Below are 18,168 nucleotides of genomic sequence, written 5' to 3'. Positions count from 1 at the left end.
GGCATTTATCGACCGTCCACAAGGCGCGGCAGCCCCAAAGGATTGCCCTCGCGCAGAGGCTCTGGCAGCAAGGCATCCGGAAAACCCTGGTAGGCCACCGGGCGCAGGAAGCGCTCGATGGACGTCATGCCCACTGAGGTAAAGCGGCTGTCCGAGGTGGCCGGAAACGGCCCGCCATGCACGGTGGCAAAACACACTTCCTGCGGATGGGCGAAGGCGTTGACCACGATGCGTCCGGTACGTCGCTCAAGGGTCGGCAGCACGCGACGGGCCAGTGGCAAGTCGTCCTGTTCAAGATGCAGGGTCGCGCTGAGTTGCCCCTTGAATGAGCGTGCTACCCGTAACAGCTCTTCCTCATCCCTGACCTTCACCAGCAGCGCGGACGGGCCGAATACCTCCTGTGCAAGCGCCGGTTCGGCGAGAAAGCGTTGGCCATCGACTTCGAAGAGCGCCGAGCGGCCATCCACTTCAGCGGTCGAGGTCGAGCCCACGGCGACGAGGCTGGCTCCGGCGTTTTCCATTGCGCAGAGACCATTCAGGTACGCCCCATGGATGCCCGGTGTCAGCATGGTACGTGCCGGTGCTTCACTCACGCGTTTGCTCATGGCGTGGCGCAATGCTGCAAACCCTGCACCTTCGATGGCAATCAGGATCGCCGGTTTGAGGCAGGCTTGCCCGACGTTGACCAGCATGCGTTCGGCAAAACCGTCGCCAATCTGCGCACCGCGTTCGGCGAGTGCCTGGGGCAGGATGAAGGTCGGGTTGACGCTGGTCATTTCGGCGAAGACCGGAATCGGCTCGGGGCGTTGCTGCGCACGCCGATACAGCGCCATGCCACCTTGCTCGGATCCGGTGAAGGTCACGGCCTTGATCAGCGGATGATCGACCAGCGCCTCGCCGATGGCATTGCCGCTGCCACGCACCATCGAGAACACGCCTTCGGGCAGTGCGCATGCCTGCACCGCCTCACGAATGGCACGGGCCTGAATTTCCGAGGCACCGGGATGCGCGTTGTGCGCCTTGAGAATGACGGTCGCGCCGGCTGCCAGCGCCGAAGCGGTATCGCCACCGGCCACCGAGTAGGCGATGGGAAAATTGCTCGCACCGAAGATCGCCACCGGGCCGATGGCGATTTTCTGCAGGCGATGGTCCATGCGCGGGCGAGGCTGACGCTCGGGTTGAGCGGGGTCGATAGCCAGTTGCAGAAAACGCCCCTTGCGCACGACATCGGCGAACTGGCGGAACTGGGTGGCCGCCTTGATTACCTCGCCTTCCAGTTGCGCCTCGGGCAGGCCGGTTTCCAGGGCGGCCCGTGCCGCCAGCGCCTCGCGGACCCTGTCGAGGTTGTCGGCGATGCACTCGAGAAACGCCGCCCGGGCGGCGAGCGAGGTATGGCTGTAAACATCGAACGCCTCATCGGCGAGGACCACGGCGCGGTCAACGTCGGCCACGCTACCCAGCGCAAACGCCGGTTCAATCGGTTGGTTTGTCGCGGGATTGAGCGCCTTCAGGGTGCCTTCGCTGGCGCCGATATCGCTGGCGCCAATCAGCAGGTTGCCGGTCAACTGCATCACGCACCCGCCTGTGCCAGTGCGGCAACGAGTTCGTCGGTGGTCACGATGGAATGGGCGAACGTCGGACCGTTCAGCTCATGGGCGGCGTGCATCATTTCCGGCTTGAAGGCGGCGGTCGCATCCCGTACCAGGGTGACGTGATAGCCGAGTTCCTGGGCGTAACGGGCGGTTGCCTCGATGCAGGTATTGGCCAGCAGGCCGACGATGATCACGTGGGTGATACCCTTTTGCTTGAGGCGCAAATCGAGGTCGGTATTGGCAAAGCCGCTCGACCCCCAATGCTCCTGCACGACGATATCGCCTTGCTTCGGTGCGAAGTCAGGGTGCCATTCTCCGCCCCATTCACCCCGTGCGAAGTGATGCATATGCATGATCTTGCACTGGCTGGGGCTTGGGTGGTCCCAATTTTCGTAGTCGCCTTTTTCCCAGCGGTGGTGCGGTACGATGACCACTGGAATGTTGAGCGCGCGTACGGTGCGATCGAGCGTACGCAGGTTGTCGAGCAGGCCGACCTGCCTGGCGATTGGCTCGATCAAGGGATAGACCTTTCCGCCATCCGAGAGAAAATCGTTGTAGGGGTCGACCAGCAGATAGGCAGTCCGGTCAAGAGGGTAGGTGGCGTTGGACATGGCGGTTCTCCGCAAAATAATCCGTGGATGATGAAGTGTAGTTGCTCAGGATCTACGTAGATATGATAATCATAGTAACTAGGAAAGAGGCAATACCGCATGTCGGTGAAAAAAACCGTTTCTGAAACCCTGTGTCCGATTTCCCGGGCTGAATCCGTCGTGGGTGACCGCTGGACGGTGCTGGTGCTGCGCGAATTGTTCATGGGCAGCCATCGTTTTGACGACATCCAGGCGCAGACCGGCGGTACGCCGCAAATGGTCGCGGCGCGTTTGAAGAGCATGGAAGCGGACGGGCTCGTGGAACGCCGCGCCTACAGCGAACGGCCAAAGCGCTACGAATATCACCTCACGGAAAAAGGCGACGCGTTCTACTCGGTGGTCCTGGCGCTGCGGGCCTGGGGCGAAACCTGGTGCAAATCGCCCGAGGAAGGGTTGGCGGTGGTGTATACCCACCGCAGTTGCGGCGAGCCGGCCGGACTCGGACCGTTATGCGAGCATTGCGGGCAGCCCTTGCGCCGCGCAGACCTGATCAGTGAACCGAGTGTTGCCTATGTCGCCGAACGCAGCGCCCGGCGCGAAGCGTTCAAGGGCAGTCGCGGAGCGGATGCGGGAGTGGCAGGGGAGTAAGACCGGCGACCTGCCCGCAGCGGCGGGTTTGTATCCGTAGGTTTGTATCCGTAGTTTTGTATCTGTAGGTATCCACGACGCCCGCCGTTACCCGGGCATACAAAACCGGCGTTTCCCGACACCCGGGCGATACACGGCGGCCTTCAAATGCAACCACCGGCATCGCGCCACTTTCGGCGCGGCCTGGCGTGGTTCAACTGGAGGAAAGACAATGTTGCGTATCCACACCCGTCACACCCTCGGCAAGCTTGGCATCATCCTGGCCGCGGCAGGGCTCGCCAGCGCAGCGGGCCTCGCTCAAGCCCAAGAAGCACAGCCGGCCCCGGCGATGAAAAGCTGGCAGCAGGGCCTGCATCGCACCGACCTGGTTCACGAAGACCTCGGCACTGCCGATCGCGAAGTCCTTCAAGTACTCGTGGACTTCGATCCCGGCGTGACTTCGCCCAAACATGCTCACCCGGGTGTCGAGGTGGCGCACGTGATCAGCGGCACCTTCGAGTATCAACTGGAAGGGCGGGCACCGGTGACGCTCAAGGCCGGTGACTCGTTGTATATCCCTGAAGGCGTTGCCCATGTGGCGAAGAACGTGGGTGGGGGCAAGGCCTCGGAACTGGCGACCTACATCGTGAAGAAAGGCGAGTCGCTGCTGATCCTGAAGGAGTAGAGGCCAATTGTAGAGCCGAGCTCGCTCGCGATGGTCGTTAACGATAACGCGTGTTTACTGGCTAAACGCGGCGCTCTCAAGACCATCGCGAGCGAGCTCGCTCCTACAAGCAATTGCGGTGTTCAAGAAGCCTGGCCTGACCGGTATCAAGACGTCAGGCCAGGCTTTTCTGCATCGGTCAAACCAGATTTATCTCGACGTCGATGTTGCCGCGGGTTGCCTTGGAGTACGGGCAAGTCTGATGCGCCAGTTCCACCACCTTGCGTGCGATGGTCGGGTCCAGGCCCGGCAGGCTGACATTCAGGCGGGCTTGAAGGAAGAAAGCGCTTTCGGACTTGCCCAGATCGATTTCGGCATCCACCGCAACGTCACTCGGCAAGGCCACTTTCAGTGCGACGGACGCCTTGCCCATTGCCCCGATGAAACAAGCCGACCAACCCGCCGCCAGCAGTTGTTCAGGATTGGTGCCGGCACCTGAAGAGCCGGGAGGCGAAAGCTTGATGTCCAGACGTCCATCGGTGCTGCGCGCCTGACCATCGCGGCCGCCGGTGGTGTGGGTCTTGCCGGTGTACAGCACGGTATCGATTGCATTGATCATGGTGGTTTTTTCCTGTCAGTGGGTCGCTGGAATGCTCGGAAAACCTGCGCTTCCGATGCGCCCCACTTTTTCATTGCCATGTACTGCCTATATGTCCTGAACCTGGCGGATTTGTATCGCTGTGTAAGATGGCCGGGGAAATACAGTTCGATACAAAGCACTTGAATGCCTTCGACCGGGGAGGATGTGGCGGTCAAGCCGGGCGTTCCACACTCAGTTTTCCGGTGGGGTTATTGACTGCAAACCTCCCACACACAACCGCGCAGCCAGCGATGGGCCGGGTCGGCGTCCATGCGCGGGTGCCACAGCATCGACACCGTGATCGGCGGCGTGGGGAACGGCAGGGCAAAGCGATGCATCCCCTGGCACAGGTTGCCGACGTGCCGCTCCGGTACGCTGGCGACCAGGTCTGAAGCCCGCGCCAATGCAATCGCAGAGGAGAAACCGGCAACGATGGTGATGATGTCCCGCTTCAGTCCCAGCTCATTCAAGGCGTCGTCCATGACGCCTGTTTCGTGACCCCGGCGTGAAACCAGAATGTGCCGGGCGTCGGCATAGCGCACAGCTGTCATTTCACCTTGAGTCAGTGGATGTCCCTTGCGCACGACGCCAATGAACCGGTCGCGAAACAGCATCCGGGTCCGCACTTCCGGGCTGGTCGATTCGCCGATCACACCGGTTTCCAGATCCACCAAGCCTTCGCGCAGCAAGGTGCTGTCCTTGTTCAGCTTCTGCACGAAATTCAAGCGGACACCGGGCGCCTCTTCGTTGATACGGGCGATCAGTTGTGGCCCGAAATTTTCCACGAAGCCGTCGCTGGTGCGCAGGGTGAAGGTGCGGGTCAGTTGATTGAGATCGAGCGCCTCGGCGGGGCGCAGGACGGCTTCGGCGTCCTGTACGAGCACACCGACGCGCTCACGCAATTCCAGTGCCCGAGGCGTGGGCACCAGCCCGCGCCCGGCTCGCACCAACAGTGGATCGCCCGTGGTTTCGCGCAATCGCGCCAGCGCCCGGCTCATGGCTGACGGGCTCAGGCGCAGACGCTGTGCGGCGCGGGCCACGCTGCCTTCCTCCAGCAACACGTTCAGGGTGATCAGCAAATTCAGATCGGGCATGGAATGGGTTCCTGTGGGAGCGGGCTTGCTCGCGAAGGCGGTTAGACAGTCACATCTGTGGTGCCAGACAGTCTGCTTTCGCGAGCAAGCCCGCTCCCACACTGATTTATGGATGAGAGGCGTTGTATGCACGTATAAAGTGCAAATGCTGCGTCTTCCGCCATGTTATGGCCGGGCTTAGGCTCGGGACAACCTGTTTGCGGAGTCGCGAGAGAATGAAGTCCATATCGATTCGGGGAGCCTTGGCCAGCCTGTCGTTATCCATGTTGCTGTCGTCCCTGGGCACCAGCATTGCCAACGTTGCACTGCCGGCATTGGCCGAGGCGTTTTCGGCGTCGTTCCAGGCCGTGCAGTGGGTGGTGCTCGCCTACTTGCTGAGCATCACGGTGCTGATCGTCAGCGTTGGCCGGCTCGGCGACCTCATGGTGCGGCGGCGGTTGCTGCTGATCGGCATTGCGCTGTTTACCGTCGCCTCGGTCCTGTGTGCAATGGAATCCAGTCTGTGGCTGCTGATCGCTGCCCGGGCCTTACAGGGCGTCGGCGCGGCCACCATGATGGCGTTGTCCATGGCGCTGTTGAGCGGGGCGGTGCCCAAGGAAAAAACGGGCAGCGCGATGGGCGTGCTCGGCACGATGTCGGCCGTCGGCACTTCCCTGGGGCCGACGCTTGGCGGCGTGTTGATCGCGCAAGTGGGCTGGCAGGGGATTTTTCTGCTCAACGTACCCTTGGGTGTCTTGGCGCTCGGGCTCGCCTGGCGCTTTTTGCCGGTGGATCGCCACGAGATGACGTCCAATCGGCCAGATTTCGACGCACTCGGCACGCTGGTATTGGTCCTGACCCTGCTGGCCTACACGCTGGCCATGACCCTTGGGCACGGCAGCTTCGGCCCGCTCAATACCGCGCTGCTGCTGGTCGCGGTGATCGGCTTGATCCTGTTCGTGTTCGTCGAGCAGACGGCCGCGTCGCCGCTGGTCAAACTGACGATGTTGCGCAACCCGCTGCTGAGCGCAGGGTTCGCCATGAGCACCCTGGTGACCACGGTTGTCATGGCCACCCTGGTGGTCGGCCCGTTCTATCTGTCGGGTGCGCTGGGTTTGCAGGCGGTGAGTGTCGGGCTGGTGATGTCGGCCGGCCCGCTGGTGGCGGCATTGGCCGGTGTGCCCTCCGGGTGGCTGGTCGACCGACTGGGCGCGCAGCGTTCGAGCGTGGTCGGGTTGATTGCCCTGTTGGTCGGCGCTGCCATCCTGCCGGCCGTGCCGATAAGCGTCGGCGTACTCGGCTACCTTGCACCGCTGATGGTGCTCACCGCCGGCTATGCGCTGTTCCAGGCGGCGAACAATACCGCCGTGCTGTCGGACATTGCGCCAGACCAACGTGGCGTGATCTCTGGTCTGCTCGGTCTGTCACGCAACCTGGGGTTGATCACCGGCGCTTGCGTGATGGGCGCGGTGTTCGCCTTCGCCACGGCCAGCAGCAACATTGTGCAGGCACCACCGCAAGCGGTTGCGCAGGGGATGCGGGTCACGTTCGCCGTCGCGGCGGCGCTGGTTGTCGTGGCGCTGGTCATCGGCACGCTCAGTCAGTTCGTGTCCCGGCGCCTGGCAGCCTCGTGCTGAAAAACGGCGCGACTGTCGTGAAAACGACCTGTTTGCGCTGAACGCGAAGCCTCGTGAGTTTTCTGTTGAACGAGTGTTCAGTCTCGACTATGTTGGGGGCCACCTTCCCCCGGCTGGTTGCGGGCTTGCGTTTCTTCAATTCGAACGAGGCACTGGCATGCGGTTTTCACCCTTTGTTGAGCGGATCAGTGGCCAGGGCGTTGCCGCCTGGGATATTCACTACGCGGCCAATGCGGCACAGCGCAACGGCGAGGACGTGATCATCCTCAGCGTCGGTGACCCGGATTTCCCCACCCCGGATTTCATTACCGACGCCGCCATCCACGCCTTGCGCGAAGGGGATACCCACTACACCGAAATCGCCGGCCGCCAGGCTCTGCGCGAGGCCATTGCCGGCCGCTACAGCCGGTTGATCGACCGCGAACTGCCAGCCAGCAACGTGATTGTCGCGGCCGGTGCCCAGAACGCGTTGTTTGCCACCTCGATGTGCCTGCTCGGCGCCGGCGACGAAGTGATCGCCTTCGATCCGATGTACGTGACCTACGAAGCGACGCTCAAGGCGTCCGGCGCCACGCTGGTGCGGGTGCCTTGTGCGGCGGACTCGGGTTTCCGCCTCGATGCCGCCGTGTTGGCCAAGGCCATTACCCCGCGCACCCGGGCAATTTTTTTCTCCAATCCGAACAATCCCACTGGCGTGGTGCTGGGCCGCGAAGAACTGCAAGCCATCGCCAACCTCGCCATCGCCCATGACTTGTGGGTGGTGGTCGACGAGGTCTACGAGAGCCTCGCCTACGAGCGCGAACACCTCAGCCTGGCGGCGTTGCCGGGCATGGCCGAGCGCTGCGTGGTGATCGGCAGCCTGTCGAAATCCCATGCCATGACCGGTTGGCGCATCGGCTGGGTCGTGGCCAACGAGGCCCTGATCAATCATGTCGAAACCCTGGTGCTGAGCATGCTGTACGGCCTGCCCGGGTTTGTCATGGAAGCGGCGCTCAAGGCCGTGCAGTCACACGATGAAGTCACCCACGGCATGCGTGAGATCTATCGTCGGCGCCGCGATCTGGTGGTGTCCGGCCTGGCCGATTGCCCGGGCATCAGCGTACTCAACCCCGATGCCGGCATGTTCGTGCTGGTGGACGTGCGTGGCACCGGTCTGACGTCGCTGGAATTCGCCTGGCGCCTGCTGCGTGAAGCCGGTGTCTCGGTGCTGGATGCGGCGGCATTCGGTGAGCCGGCCCAGGGTTTTGTACGGCTATCGTTCACCCTGAGTGAAGAGCGACTGGCCCAGGCCTGCCAGCGCATTCGCGACTTTGTCCGGGTGCTGAACGGCGAAGCGCCGAGGCCGGTGATCGGCACGGTGACCAGTACCGCAACCGTCGAACCGGCCGCGGCCAAGACCATGATCGAGGTCGATCGCCTGCACAAACGCTTTGGCAATATCGAAGTGCTCAAGGGCGTTTCCCTGACCGCCCGCGAGGGCGAAGTGATTTCCCTGATCGGTGCCAGCGGCTCGGGCAAAAGTACCTTGCTGCGCTGCATCAACATGCTCGAAGTTCCGGACCAGGGCCGCATCCTGGTCGATGGAGAAAGCATTCACCTCAACCAGAATCGTCCCGGCGCACCTTTGGTGTCGGACGCCAAACAGCTGGTGCGCATAAGGTCCAGCCTGGGCATGGTGTTCCAGAACTTCAACCTCTGGCCCCATCGCACGGTGCTGGAAAACCTCATCGAAGCGCCGACCCAGGTCTTGCGTGAAAGCCGTGCGGAGGCCACGGAGCGGGCCGAAGCCCTGCTCGAACGCGTCGGGCTTGCGGCCAAGCGCAACGAGTACCCGGCGTTTCTCTCCGGGGGACAGCAACAACGGGTGGCCATCGCCCGGGCCCTGGCCATGCGGCCCAAGGTCATGCTGTTCGATGAACCCACCTCGGCACTCGACCCGGAACTGGTCGGGGAAGTGCTGCGGGTGATCCGCTCCCTCGCCGAAGAAGGCCGGACCATGATCCTGGTGACTCATGAAATGGCGTTCGCACGCGATGTCTCTTCCAAAGTCGCCTTCCTGCATCAAGGGCTGATCGAGGAAACCGGTTCGCCGGACGAAGTGTTCGTACACCCACGCAGCGAGCGTTGCCGACAATTCGTCAACGCTCATCAGACTCGCTAACTCATCATAAAAAGACGGGAAAACAACATGGGAAATCGACGTTTTGCAAACTGGTTGACCGGTGCGGCCTGCGTATTGCTGGCCGGCATGAGTGCGGCACAGGCGCAACCGATCAGGTTCGCGGTCGCAGCCGAACCCTATCCGCCGTACACCGAAAAGCAGGCCAATGGTGAATGGAAGGGTTTTGAAGTCGACCTGATCCACAAGCTGTGCAGCGAAATGAAAGCCGATTGCGAGATCAAGGAAGTGGCGTGGGACGGCATCATTCCATCGTTGCTGGCGAAGAAGATCGACGTGATTTTTTCCTCGATGTCCGTGACCGAAGAACGGGAAAAACAGATCGCCTTCAGCAAGGCCTACTACGATTCGGCGATTGCCGTCGTCGGCCCGAAAGAGGCGTTGGTGAAGAAGTACCCGGATGATCTCAAGGGCAAGATCATCGGCGTGCAGAACTCGACCGTGAGTGCCAGTTACCTGAAGACCTACTACGAAAAGATTGCCGACGTTAAGTACTACGACACCCAGGACTCGGCCAACGCCGACCTGATTGCCGGCCGCATCGACCTGATGATGGCCGACGGCACCGCCATGGCCGCGTTCGTCAAAACCCCGGATGCCAAGGACCTGGCCTACCTCGGCACCGTGCCTTATGACCCGATCTTCGGCAAAGGCGTGGGGGCCGGCCTGCGCAAGGACGACACCGAACTCAAGGCCAGGCTCGACAAGGCCATCCAGCAACTGCTGGCGAGCAAGGACTACGACGACCTCTCCCAAAGCTACTTCGGCACCAGTGTGAAACCTGCGTTCTGATGACTGGTTAAACGCAGACCCCCTGTGGGAGCGGGCTTGCTCGCGAAGACGGCATCGCATTCAGCAATGATGTCGACTGACACACCGCTTTCGCGAGCAAGCCCGCTCCCACATTGGGGGGTGTGAGGTTCGCAACTGGAGAGTGAAATGCCGGCAATGTTCGATCTGATCAATTTCACCGAACAGGGATGGGGCAGTGCGCTGTTGAAGGGGCTCTGGATGACCCTGCAGATTTCCGCCGGGGCCTTTGTGCTCGGGCTGGCCATCGGGCTGGTGGTGGCGTGCCTCAAGCTTGGCGCGCCGAAGCCGATTGCGGCGCTGATGCGCGGCTACACCACGTTGTTCCGGGCGGTTCCGGAGTTGCTGCTGATCCTGTTGCTGTACTACGTCGGCTCCATGCTCCTCAATTCGCTGATGACCCGACTCGGCTACGGCGTGGTGAATGTCAGCGGTCCGCTGGCGGCCATCGTGGTGCTGGGGCTGGTGCAGGGCGCCTACGCCTCGGAGATTTTCCGCGCTGCGATCCAGGCGATTCCCTTCGGCCAGATCGAAGCGGCCAAGGCGTTCGGCCTGAACGGTTTCGGGCTGTTCCGTCGGGTCACGCTGCCGATCATGGCGCCTTACGCCATGGCCGGGATGGCCAACCTGTGGATCAACCTGATCAAGGACAGTGCGCTGATCAGCGTGGTGGGTACCAACGAGCTGCTGTACACCGCCAAGCAAGGCGCGGGGTCGACGCGCCACTATCTGTTGTTCTACCTCACGGCTGCCGCGTTGTATTACGCGGTGACGTTGGCGTCGAACTATCTTTCGGGACGGTTGGAGCGACGCATTCGTCGCTGGATGCCTCTTGTTGACTGAACCGGCAGAGAGAATGAAATGATTCCAGCGTGGATAGTTGAATACGCGGCAATGTTGGGCCGGGGGCTGCAAACCACCCTCGCGATCCTGTTGGTCTCCAGTGTGTTCGGTTTTGCCCTGGCGATCCTGGTGGCGCTGGCGCGGATCTCGAAAAACAAGGTGATCGCCAAGGTCAGCCTGTTCTACACCAGCGTGACCCGCGGCACGCCCTTGCTGATCCAGATCTACATTTTCTACTACGGCCTGGGCAGCCTGTTTGCCCAGTTCCCGCTGATTCGCGGCAGCTTCCTCTGGCCGTATCTGCGCGACGGTTACTGGTACATCGTGTTCGCCCTGGTGGTGTCGGTCGGGGCTTATGTCGGCGAAGTGATTCGCGGTGGCCTGCTGGCGGTACCGAAGGGCGAAATGGAAGCGGCCTCGGCGTTTGGCATGACCGCGCGCCAGTCCTTGCTGCGGGTGCGCTTGCCCCGGGCGATGCGCCTGTTGCTGCCGACCCTGGCCGGGGAAACCGTGATGCTGCTCAAGTCCACGGCACTGGCCTCGACCATCGCCGTGATCGATCTGCTCGGCGCCGCCAACGTGGTCCGTGCACAAACCCTGCAGGTGTACGAACCCTTGTTGCTGGTGGCCGGCGTGTATGTCTGCCTGACGTTCCTGATCGAAGCGCTGTTTGCCTTTGCCGAGCGGCGCGGGACGCCCGTGCGCAGGTCAGCCTGATGAGTTCGCCAAGGGTAGACCGCTCGCTGCAGGGCATTGGCCTGTGCACTTTGGGCTACGCGTTCCTGGCCTTGCAGGATGCGGTCATCAAATGGTTGGTGGCCGATTATTCGGTGGTGACCATCCTGTTCTGGCGCAGCCTGGTGGTGGTCGCCGCGGTGTTGCTGGCCGGGCGCCTGCGTCTGATCCAGCGGGCCTGGCGTTCGCCGAGCCGGCGCTTGCTGGTGGTGCGCGGTTTGCTCTCGATTGTCGCCTGGGTGCTGTACTACACGGCGGCCAGGGACCTGACCATGGCCGAGATGACCACCCTGTATTTTTCCGCGCCGATCATGGTCACGGTGCTGGCGGCGGTGATTCTCAAGGAGCGCGCCAGCGGCTGGCAGTGGTTCAGCCTGATCATCGGTTTTGTCGGGGTGATCATTGCCTGTCGCCCCGACAACATGACCGACCCGTTGCCGGTCGTCCTGACCCTGCTGGCGGCGATGTGCTGGGCGTTCACCTACATCCAGTTGCGCCAGGTGGATGAGCAGACGTCAGTGCTGGAGCAGATGCTGATCACCAACGTAGTGTTCGTGATTTGCATGACGGTCGCGTTGCCGTGGACCCACACGCCGTCGCCGACGCCCGCCTGGCTGGGCATGCTCGGCGCCGGCCTGGTGGGCGGCATCGGCCAGTTCCTGTTGTTCGCGAGCTTCCGCCGCGCCACCGCGACCTTGCTCGCGCCGTTCGAATACACCGGGTTGATCTGGGCGTTTGCGCTGTCGAGCCTGGTCTGGGGCACGCTGATGGATACGTCGCTGATGATCGGTGCCGGGCTGATCGCGGTCAGCGGCACCCTGGCGATGATCTTTGGCCGGCACTCGTCACAGGACGTCGTCGGTGCCGAATGCTCCGTGACGCAGCCCCTTTATCCAGCAGCGGCAGATATGCAGCCCGTTGGCGGCACTGAAGGTCTCGGGGTTGAGGCACCACTCGAGCCAGAGGCCGTCGAGCATCGCCGATAAGCCGATGGCCGCCAGGCGGGTGTCGTGAATCACGAAGCCTTCGCTGGCCGCCAGCCCGTCGAGCAACTGGCGGATCAGGTCAAGGTAGGCGCGGTAGCTTTTTTCGTGGGACTGGCTGACGTGGTCGGAGTGCCGGATCAGGCTCCAGAACACCACCCACACGCCGAGCAGCTTCGGGTCCATGACCCTGGGCGAGAACGAGCCTTCGAGAAAGGCATCGATCTTTTGCGCGGGTGTTTCGGCCTGTTCGATTTCCTGGAGCAGGGCAGTGGTCAGTTCGCTCGCAAGCCGCTGGTAGGTTTCAGCGATCAGGGCCTCGATGCTGCCGAAGTGATGGTTGAGCAACCCCACGGACACCCCGGCCTCGGTGGCAATGCGACGCACGGAGATCCCGGCGTGACCGTCGCGGCCCAGGCAGCGCAGGGTGGCGGCTACCAGCATTTCGCGGCGGTCATCGGGTTCGGCGCGGCGGTTTTTCGGGGCATCGGTTGTCACGAGGCTGTCCTTGGGTGAGGTTCCACGTTGCCGAGCTTAGTTGAACAGACGTTCAATCTCCAGCTTCGACAGCAGCGATACAACGTTTTTCAAGGTTCATGACGGGAGGGAAAGCCAATGCCGCAGGATATTTCATTCAGCGTTCGCAACAACAATGGCGATGCCGTGCAGGTCGGTGCCTGGCGTTATGCAGGCGATGGCAGCGGGCCGAACGTGCACCTGCAGGCTGGCGTACATGCCGATGAAATCGCCGGGATGCTGGTCCTGCACCTGCTGATGCAACGGCTTCAGGTCGCCGAGACCCAAGGTCGGCTCAAGGGCAACATCACCGTGGTGCCACAGGCCAACCCGCTGGGCATCGGGCAGTTTCGCCAGGGGCGGATTCTCGGCCGTTTCCATGACGCCACCGGGCATAACTTCAATCGCGGGTTCGACCAGTCGGCGGCTATGGCGCGACCTTCGACCTGCGTCCAGCAATGGCAGAAAAAACTGGTGCAACTGGCCGCCCCGGCGGATGTGATGCTCGACCTGCACACCGATGACGAGGCCTTGCCGTACCTCTACGTGCACCGCAGTTTCTGGCCCCGTGGCCGTGAACTGGCGGCGGCGATGAAGATGGACGTGGCCATCATCTGGGATGACGGCGGCGATGGCTCCTTCGAAGAAACCATCATTGCCCCGTGGTTGCGCAAAGGCGACACCAAGCAGCGCATGGCGGCAACGCTGGAGCTGCGCGGGCAGGGCGATGTCAGCGACGGTTTCGCGCAATCGGATGCCGAAGGGCTGTACAACTGGCTGTGCAGTTGCGGCGTCATCGATGAGTCAGTGGCGCCCGCAGACTGGCCTGTCGAGGCGGTGGAAATGGGCCACATGGAAACCATCATCGCCCCGCAACCCGGCGTGCTGATCTTCGAAAAAGAGCTGGGGGATTTCGTCGAAGAAGGGCAGCGCTTTGCACGGATTCTGAGGACCCCGGGCGACCCATCCTCCGAAGTGGTGCTGCATGCCGAGCAAGCGGGGCGCCTGGTGACGCGCTATCGCGACCGCCTGATAGCCCAGGGCATGGGCGTGGCGAAGTTCACCGGCAGCCGGGTGTCGCGCAACTGGAGTGGCGGGTTGCTCGACCCCAATTGATGCGAAGCCGGCCGGTGGTTCAGCGCAGCGGCCGAAACGCCGTGCGCAGCTCCTCGGTAAACAGCTCCGGCTGTTCCCACGCTGCGAAATGGCCGCCCTTGGCCGCCTGATGGAAGTAGATCAGGTTGCGATAGGCACGTCGGGCCCAGCTCTCCGGCGGGTAATAGACATCATCGGGGAATACCGTGGCGGCCACCGGCAGTGAGATGTCGCCGGTCTTTTGTGCCGCAGAAAAAAGCGGGCTGCGGCCCTTGTTTTCCCAGTAGAGCCGACTCGCCGAGGCGCCGCTGTTCGTCAGCCAGTACAACGTGATGTCGTCCAGCACTTCATCCTTGCCTGGCGATTGCTGTGGGTCGGCGCCATAGGTCCACTTGGCAAATCCGGGGTGACCGAGCATGAACGCCGCGAGAAATGCCGGGGAATCCGTTACGCCGTAGCCAATCAATTGTGGCCGCGCCGCCATCATCGCGCTGTAGGCCAGGTTTCCCTGTTTGATGGAGGCGGCCAGCGCGTCGTAGGTCGCGCGTTCCTGCTCGGTATATCCGGCAGGTGCGGGACCTCCGGCAGCGAGTGCAGCGGTTGCCTCCGGCGGCACCGTCGCCGGCAGGTTGAGGTGAATGCCCAGCAACCCGGGCACTGACTGGCGGGCCATGGCGCTGGTGATGGGACCGCCCCAGTCGCCACCCTGGGCGACGTAGCGGCTATACCCCAGTCGCTGCATCAATTGCCCCCAGACCCGGGCCACATGGTCCGGGTCCCATCCGGGCTCAGTCGGTTTGCCGGAAAAGCCGTAACCGGGGATCGACGGAATCACCACATCGAATGCATCCGCGCCATTGCCGCCATGAGCGGCCGGATCGGTGAGTGGGCCGACCACCTTGATGAACTCCAGCACCGAGCCAGGCCAACCGTGGGTCAGGATCATCGGCAAAGCATTCGGCGCAGGCGAGCGCACCCAGATGAAGTGGATGGAGACCCCATCGAGGGTGGTCGTGTACTGGGGCAAGGCATTGAGCTGCGCCTGGGCCTTGTGCCAGTCATAGCTCGTGCCCCAGTAGCGAACCAGCTCCTTCAGTTTCTCAAGCTGTGCACCTTGGGATCGATCGGCCACCGTCTCCTTGTCCGGCCAGCGCGTTGCCGCGATGCGGGTACGCAGATCAGTGAGTTGTTGATCCGAAATATCGACATGGAAGGGCACAACAGCGTCGGCGACGGGAGCGGCGCTCACAAGGGACGAGTTGCAGAGTGCGAGGGTCATCAGCAGAACAACGAAAACAGATTTCATCTTCATTTCCTCGCTGAGGGGGACGCGCAAGCGCAGGGGCGAAGGGCGATATAGCTCCTGAGACTGATCTCGTTCGACGGGGCACGCAAGGAGGTTTTATCAAACACACAAAACCTGCGGCGAGGGAGCAAGCTCCCTCGCCCCAGACAAGCACCCACTTTTTAAACACGCGCTCTTGGGCGATGTCGTGCGCACATCAGCACCTGCGATCCACTGCCTACCGCCTTTCGCGTATCACCGTGTATCAAGGCACGACATCTTCATACAACCATACAAAACCCACTCTTCACGGATACAGCCGGGATACACCACGGGGGCCAAATAGACCTGCCAGAGCGAGATGCACAACGCACCTCGCAACCAGGTTCATAAACCCTTGTGGTACGACCAATAGTGGTCCAGCCACGCCATTGATCCGGAGTATCAACATGTCTCGTATCCAGTCGAACAAAACCCGTATTGGCCTGCTCGCAGTTGCACTGGTCGGCGGTATCAACTTCGCTTCCACGGCGTTTTCCGCTGAAGCCTTGCCTCAGGGCTATCAACTGGCCTCTGCGGAAAAGACCAGCGAAGGCAAATGTGGCGAAGGCAAGTGCGGTGCCAGTCAAGCCAGCGCGCAAAAGACCCAGGCCGAGGGCAAGTGCGGTGAGGGCAAGTGCGGCGATGCTTCTTTCGCCAGGACCGACGCCGATCATGACGGCCGCGTGTCGCTCAAGGAACTGCTGGCGGTGGCGCCCAATGGTGCTGAGGAATTCAAGGCGATAGACACCAACGGCGACGGCTTCCTGTCCGAGGCAGAGACGTACAAGTACCGCACCAACCAGTTCATCTCCAACGGCAAGAAAGTACCGACCGAGCTGTACACCAAGTTGAGCCAGGCCAAAGACTGATCGGCCGCAAACAAAAAACCCTTCCTGCGTTGACGCGCAGGAAGGGTTTTTTGCGTGGAAAGTACTGGTTTGGTCGTCAGGCGCGAAATTGCACTCTACTTGACCACCGGTTGCATCGGATTTACCCAGCAGGCTTTGTAACCATGACCGGCAGAGAACGGCCGATTGTGTTGAAAAAGTCGGATTTTCAGCTCGCCTGAACTCAGGCTCGGCCACCTCTGGAGAACCTATTCACCACGTTGCGTGGTTTTTCGGCCCTTCGTTGACCTTTACTGCTCGGTTATTGGGTTAATTTGAGGTTTTTTGCTTCGTGCAGACGCACCTATCCCGTAGCAGGTGGCCCTTGAGAGGTAAATTTGGCCAGCCGTCGCAGGTTCTGCACCGCGGCGGCCAGCGTGAACTCATCGGACGCGCCACTCATACCACGTAGGCGCAAGCGATCCAGTTTCAGGATGCGCTTGAGGTGGGCAAACAACATTTCGACCTTCTTACGTTCGTGGCGAGAGCGCTGATACGCCGGCGTCGCTGCGATGCGTCGAGCCACATCACGCGCGGCTTCATGGACGCTGCGGACGATCTTGCGAATCGAAGTGTTCGGGCAGCACTTGGCTTTCATCGGACAGGCAACGCAGTCGGTCTGCCGGGATCGGAAGATGATGGTGTTGGCTTTGGTGACGTGCGAACGCTCGTTCTTGAAGGCTCGCCATTCGCTGCGCAATACGTTGCCGGCCGGGCAGCGGTATTCCTCAGCCTCTTCATTCCAGTGGAAATCGTTACTCGAAAAGCTGTCGTTCTTGCGCTCAGTTTTGTCCCACACTGGCACATGCGGTTCGATGTCTTTGTCCTCCACCATCCAGGCCAGCATCGGCGCTGTGCCGTAAGCGGTGTCGCCGATGAGGCGTTCCGGTTTGATGTCGAACTGCGCTTCAACCCGATCGATCATCGTCTTGGTGCTCTCGACTTCTGCGGTGCGATGAGCCGGTGTGGGTTCCACATCCATGATCACGCCGTGCTCGGTATCGATCAGATAATTCGTGGAGTAAGCGTAGAACGCTGGGCCGCCTGGAGCCGCGGTCCAGCGAGCCTGAGGATCCGTCAGCGACAGGCGCTTCGGTAGCGTTTCGGCCAAAGCCTCTTCATCGAGGCCTTCAAGGTACTCACGCACGGCGCGGGTGCTCAGGGCCGGATCGCTCCAGTTGATCGGTTCATCACCCGGTACGCCGCGCTGCCGACTCGCATCCGCTTTGATGATGCTGGCGTCCACGGCAAAGCCTTCGCCTTTAACCAGACCTGCGTCCATGCAGCGACGCAGCACTTCATTGAACAACCAGCGAAACAGCTCACTGTCCCGAAAGCGGCCGTGTCGATTTTTGGAAAAGGTCGAGTGGTTGGGGACTTCATCGTCAAGGTTCAACCGGCAGAACCAGCGATACGCCAAGTTCAAATGGGCCTCTTCGCACAACCGCCGCTCGGAGCGAATGCCGTAGCAATAGCCCACGATCAGCATGCGGATCATCAGTTCAGGATCAATCGACGGACGCCCAATCGGGCTATAGAAATCGGCGAGGTAATGGCGCAGGTCGTTCAGATCAAGACACCGATCAATGCTGCGCAGAAGGTGATTGGCGGGAATGTGATCTTCAAGGTTGAACGAGTAAAACAGCCGCTCCTGCCCACTCGATAACTGTCCCATCATGCTGCGTGCTTCCCTGCTGGCCAATGCAGAGATTTTGCCGCAGGCCAGACAGGGGAGCTACTTTTTCAACAGAATCGGCCAAAAGCGGGCGTTCGCCTAAGGACTGCTTCAGACCCAGGCTGGGTGAAAACGCATGCGCTGTTTTGTAGTCTGCGTTGCTATGTAAAATCTGCCCGCGTTTGGTTAGTCAGCCCGCCCTGAAATTTACGTAGGAATGCGATTTTCGTTCCTATTTTGACTGTAAAACTTGCTCTAAAACGTTTTCACACAGCCTGGACCCAAAATGGACATC

General features: G+C 61.6%; 16 protein-coding genes and 1 pseudogene. 10 read left to right on the top strand and 7 right to left on the bottom strand.

Translation table 11 applies throughout. The features are described 5' to 3' along the window. Positions 1-5 precede the first annotated feature (5 nt). The gene (locus tag RS887_RS19135; protein ID WP_322616821.1) at positions 6-1,571 is read right to left on the bottom strand and encodes an aldehyde dehydrogenase (NADP(+)); all 1,566 of its coding nucleotides are present in this window, start codon (positions 1,569-1,571) and stop codon (positions 6-8) included. Further along, a complete protein-coding gene (locus tag RS887_RS19130; protein WP_322616572.1) occupies positions 1,571-2,203 on the bottom strand; it encodes an isochorismatase family cysteine hydrolase in 633 nt (210 codons plus the stop codon). Before RS887_RS19130 ends, RS887_RS19135 begins: the two co-directional genes overlap by 1 nt. A 99-nt stretch (positions 2,204-2,302) precedes the next feature. On the opposite strand from RS887_RS19130, the gene RS887_RS19125 reads away from it, so the two are divergent. Then, positions 2,303-2,830, top strand: a complete 528-nt coding sequence (locus RS887_RS19125; protein ID WP_322616571.1) for a helix-turn-helix domain-containing protein — start codon at positions 2,303-2,305, stop codon at positions 2,828-2,830. 211 nt (positions 2,831-3,041) lie between these two features. After that, entirely contained in the window at positions 3,042-3,494 is a 453-nt protein-coding gene (locus RS887_RS19120) for a cupin domain-containing protein (RefSeq protein ID WP_322616570.1), read from the top strand. Between the two features lie 178 nt (positions 3,495-3,672). Here RS887_RS19120 and RS887_RS19115 read toward each other — a convergent pair whose 3' ends face one another. Together RS887_RS19115 and RS887_RS19110 are read right to left on the bottom strand one after the other, a co-directional pair. Beyond that, on the bottom strand, positions 3,673-4,092 hold the full coding sequence (locus tag RS887_RS19115; RefSeq protein WP_322616569.1) for an organic hydroperoxide resistance protein: 420 nt from the start codon (positions 4,090-4,092) through the stop codon (positions 3,673-3,675). Positions 4,093-4,322: 230 nt separating this feature from the next. Then, positions 4,323-5,207 (bottom strand): LysR family transcriptional regulator, encoded by an 885-nt coding sequence (locus RS887_RS19110; protein ID WP_322616568.1) that lies wholly within the window; start codon positions 5,205-5,207, stop codon positions 4,323-4,325. Positions 5,208-5,422: 215 nt separating this feature from the next. Between RS887_RS19110 and RS887_RS19105 the strand changes: the two genes are divergently transcribed. From RS887_RS19105 to RS887_RS19080, 6 genes are all read left to right on the top strand, one after another. Continuing rightward, on the top strand, positions 5,423-6,823 hold the full coding sequence (locus tag RS887_RS19105; RefSeq protein WP_322616567.1) for an MFS transporter: 1,401 nt from the start codon (positions 5,423-5,425) through the stop codon (positions 6,821-6,823). 157 nt (positions 6,824-6,980) lie between these two features. After that, positions 6,981-8,984, top strand: a complete 2,004-nt coding sequence (locus RS887_RS19100; protein WP_322616566.1) for an aminotransferase class I/II-fold pyridoxal phosphate-dependent enzyme — start codon at positions 6,981-6,983, stop codon at positions 8,982-8,984. Between the two features lie 27 nt (positions 8,985-9,011). Next, a complete protein-coding gene (locus RS887_RS19095; protein WP_322616565.1) occupies positions 9,012-9,794 on the top strand; it encodes a transporter substrate-binding domain-containing protein in 783 nt (260 codons plus the stop codon). 147 nt (positions 9,795-9,941) lie between these two features. Next, complete coding sequence (locus tag RS887_RS19090; RefSeq protein WP_007981895.1) at positions 9,942-10,655, top strand: ABC transporter permease; 714 nt, start codon at positions 9,942-9,944, stop codon at positions 10,653-10,655. Positions 10,656-10,673: 18 nt separating this feature from the next. After that, a complete protein-coding gene (locus RS887_RS19085) occupies positions 10,674-11,372 on the top strand; it encodes an ABC transporter permease subunit (protein WP_322616564.1) in 699 nt (232 codons plus the stop codon). Continuing rightward, a complete protein-coding gene (locus RS887_RS19080) occupies positions 11,372-12,376 on the top strand; it encodes a DMT family transporter (RefSeq protein WP_322616563.1) in 1,005 nt (334 codons plus the stop codon). Before RS887_RS19085 ends, RS887_RS19080 begins: the two co-directional genes overlap by 1 nt. On the opposite strand, the pseudogene RS887_RS19075 reads toward RS887_RS19080, so the two are convergent. Continuing rightward, positions 12,332-12,817 (bottom strand): annotated as a pseudogene (locus RS887_RS19075) (TetR family transcriptional regulator C-terminal domain-containing protein); the annotation flags it as partial. The gene RS887_RS19080 and the pseudogene RS887_RS19075 overlap by 45 nt on opposite strands. 171 nt (positions 12,818-12,988) lie before the next feature. Between RS887_RS19075 and RS887_RS19070 the strand changes: the two are divergent. Then, a complete protein-coding gene (locus RS887_RS19070; RefSeq protein WP_322616562.1) occupies positions 12,989-14,005 on the top strand; it encodes a succinylglutamate desuccinylase/aspartoacylase domain-containing protein in 1,017 nt (338 codons plus the stop codon). Between the two features lie 19 nt (positions 14,006-14,024). Here RS887_RS19070 and RS887_RS19065 read toward each other — a convergent pair whose 3' ends face one another. Next, positions 14,025-15,290: an epoxide hydrolase gene (locus RS887_RS19065; RefSeq protein WP_322616561.1), complete on the bottom strand. Its 1,266-nt coding sequence runs from the start codon at positions 15,288-15,290 to the stop codon at positions 14,025-14,027. A 428-nt stretch (positions 15,291-15,718) separates the two neighbouring features. Here RS887_RS19065 and RS887_RS19060 point away from each other — a divergent pair, with 428 nt between their 5' ends. Beyond that, positions 15,719-16,180: a hypothetical protein gene (locus RS887_RS19060; RefSeq protein ID WP_322616560.1), complete on the top strand. Its 462-nt coding sequence runs from the start codon at positions 15,719-15,721 to the stop codon at positions 16,178-16,180. Between the two features lie 322 nt (positions 16,181-16,502). Here the strand turns inward: RS887_RS19060 and RS887_RS19055 are convergent, their stop codons facing one another. Next, positions 16,503-17,876, bottom strand: a complete 1,374-nt coding sequence (locus tag RS887_RS19055) for an IS1182 family transposase (RefSeq protein ID WP_322616531.1) — start codon at positions 17,874-17,876, stop codon at positions 16,503-16,505. Positions 17,877-18,168: the final 292 nt, after the last annotated feature.

Source organism: Pseudomonas sp. BIC9C, from assembly GCF_034541995.1.
Lineage (GTDB): Bacteria > Pseudomonadota > Gammaproteobacteria > Pseudomonadales > Pseudomonadaceae > Aquipseudomonas > Aquipseudomonas fluorescens_CC.
The sequence above is the reverse complement of the archived record's forward strand: the minus strand, read 5'-3'. Positions and strand labels throughout refer to the sequence as shown.

Excerpts from the sequence above, each read along its gene's own strand:
- RS887_RS19090 (WP_007981895.1), top strand. The coding sequence starts at position 9,942 with ATGCCGGCAATGTTCGATCTGATCAATTTCACCGAACAGGGATGGGGC.
- RS887_RS19080 (WP_322616563.1), top strand. The coding sequence starts at position 11,372 with ATGAGTTCGCCAAGGGTAGACCGCTCGCTGCAGGGCATTGGCCTGTGC.
- RS887_RS19095 (WP_322616565.1), top strand. The coding sequence starts at position 9,012 with ATGGGAAATCGACGTTTTGCAAACTGGTTGACCGGTGCGGCCTGCGTA.
- RS887_RS19115 (WP_322616569.1), bottom strand. The coding sequence starts at position 4,092 with ATGATCAATGCAATCGATACCGTGCTGTACACCGGCAAGACCCACACC.
- RS887_RS19100 (WP_322616566.1), top strand. The coding sequence starts at position 6,981 with ATGCGGTTTTCACCCTTTGTTGAGCGGATCAGTGGCCAGGGCGTTGCC.
- RS887_RS19110 (WP_322616568.1), bottom strand. The coding sequence starts at position 5,207 with ATGCCCGATCTGAATTTGCTGATCACCCTGAACGTGTTGCTGGAGGAA.
- RS887_RS19085 (WP_322616564.1), top strand. The coding sequence starts at position 10,674 with ATGATTCCAGCGTGGATAGTTGAATACGCGGCAATGTTGGGCCGGGGG.
- RS887_RS19105 (WP_322616567.1), top strand. The coding sequence starts at position 5,423 with ATGAAGTCCATATCGATTCGGGGAGCCTTGGCCAGCCTGTCGTTATCC.
- RS887_RS19055 (WP_322616531.1), bottom strand. The coding sequence starts at position 17,876 with ATGATGGGACAGTTATCGAGTGGGCAGGAGCGGCTGTTTTACTCGTTC.
- RS887_RS19135 (WP_322616821.1), bottom strand. The coding sequence starts at position 1,571 with ATGCAGTTGACCGGCAACCTGCTGATTGGCGCCAGCGATATCGGCGCC.
- RS887_RS19130 (WP_322616572.1), bottom strand. The coding sequence starts at position 2,203 with ATGTCCAACGCCACCTACCCTCTTGACCGGACTGCCTATCTGCTGGTC.
- RS887_RS19065 (WP_322616561.1), bottom strand. The coding sequence starts at position 15,290 with ATGAAATCTGTTTTCGTTGTTCTGCTGATGACCCTCGCACTCTGCAAC.
- RS887_RS19070 (WP_322616562.1), top strand. The coding sequence starts at position 12,989 with ATGCCGCAGGATATTTCATTCAGCGTTCGCAACAACAATGGCGATGCC.
- RS887_RS19060 (WP_322616560.1), top strand. The coding sequence starts at position 15,719 with ATGTCTCGTATCCAGTCGAACAAAACCCGTATTGGCCTGCTCGCAGTT.
- RS887_RS19120 (WP_322616570.1), top strand. The coding sequence starts at position 3,042 with ATGTTGCGTATCCACACCCGTCACACCCTCGGCAAGCTTGGCATCATC.
- RS887_RS19125 (WP_322616571.1), top strand. The coding sequence starts at position 2,303 with ATGTCGGTGAAAAAAACCGTTTCTGAAACCCTGTGTCCGATTTCCCGG.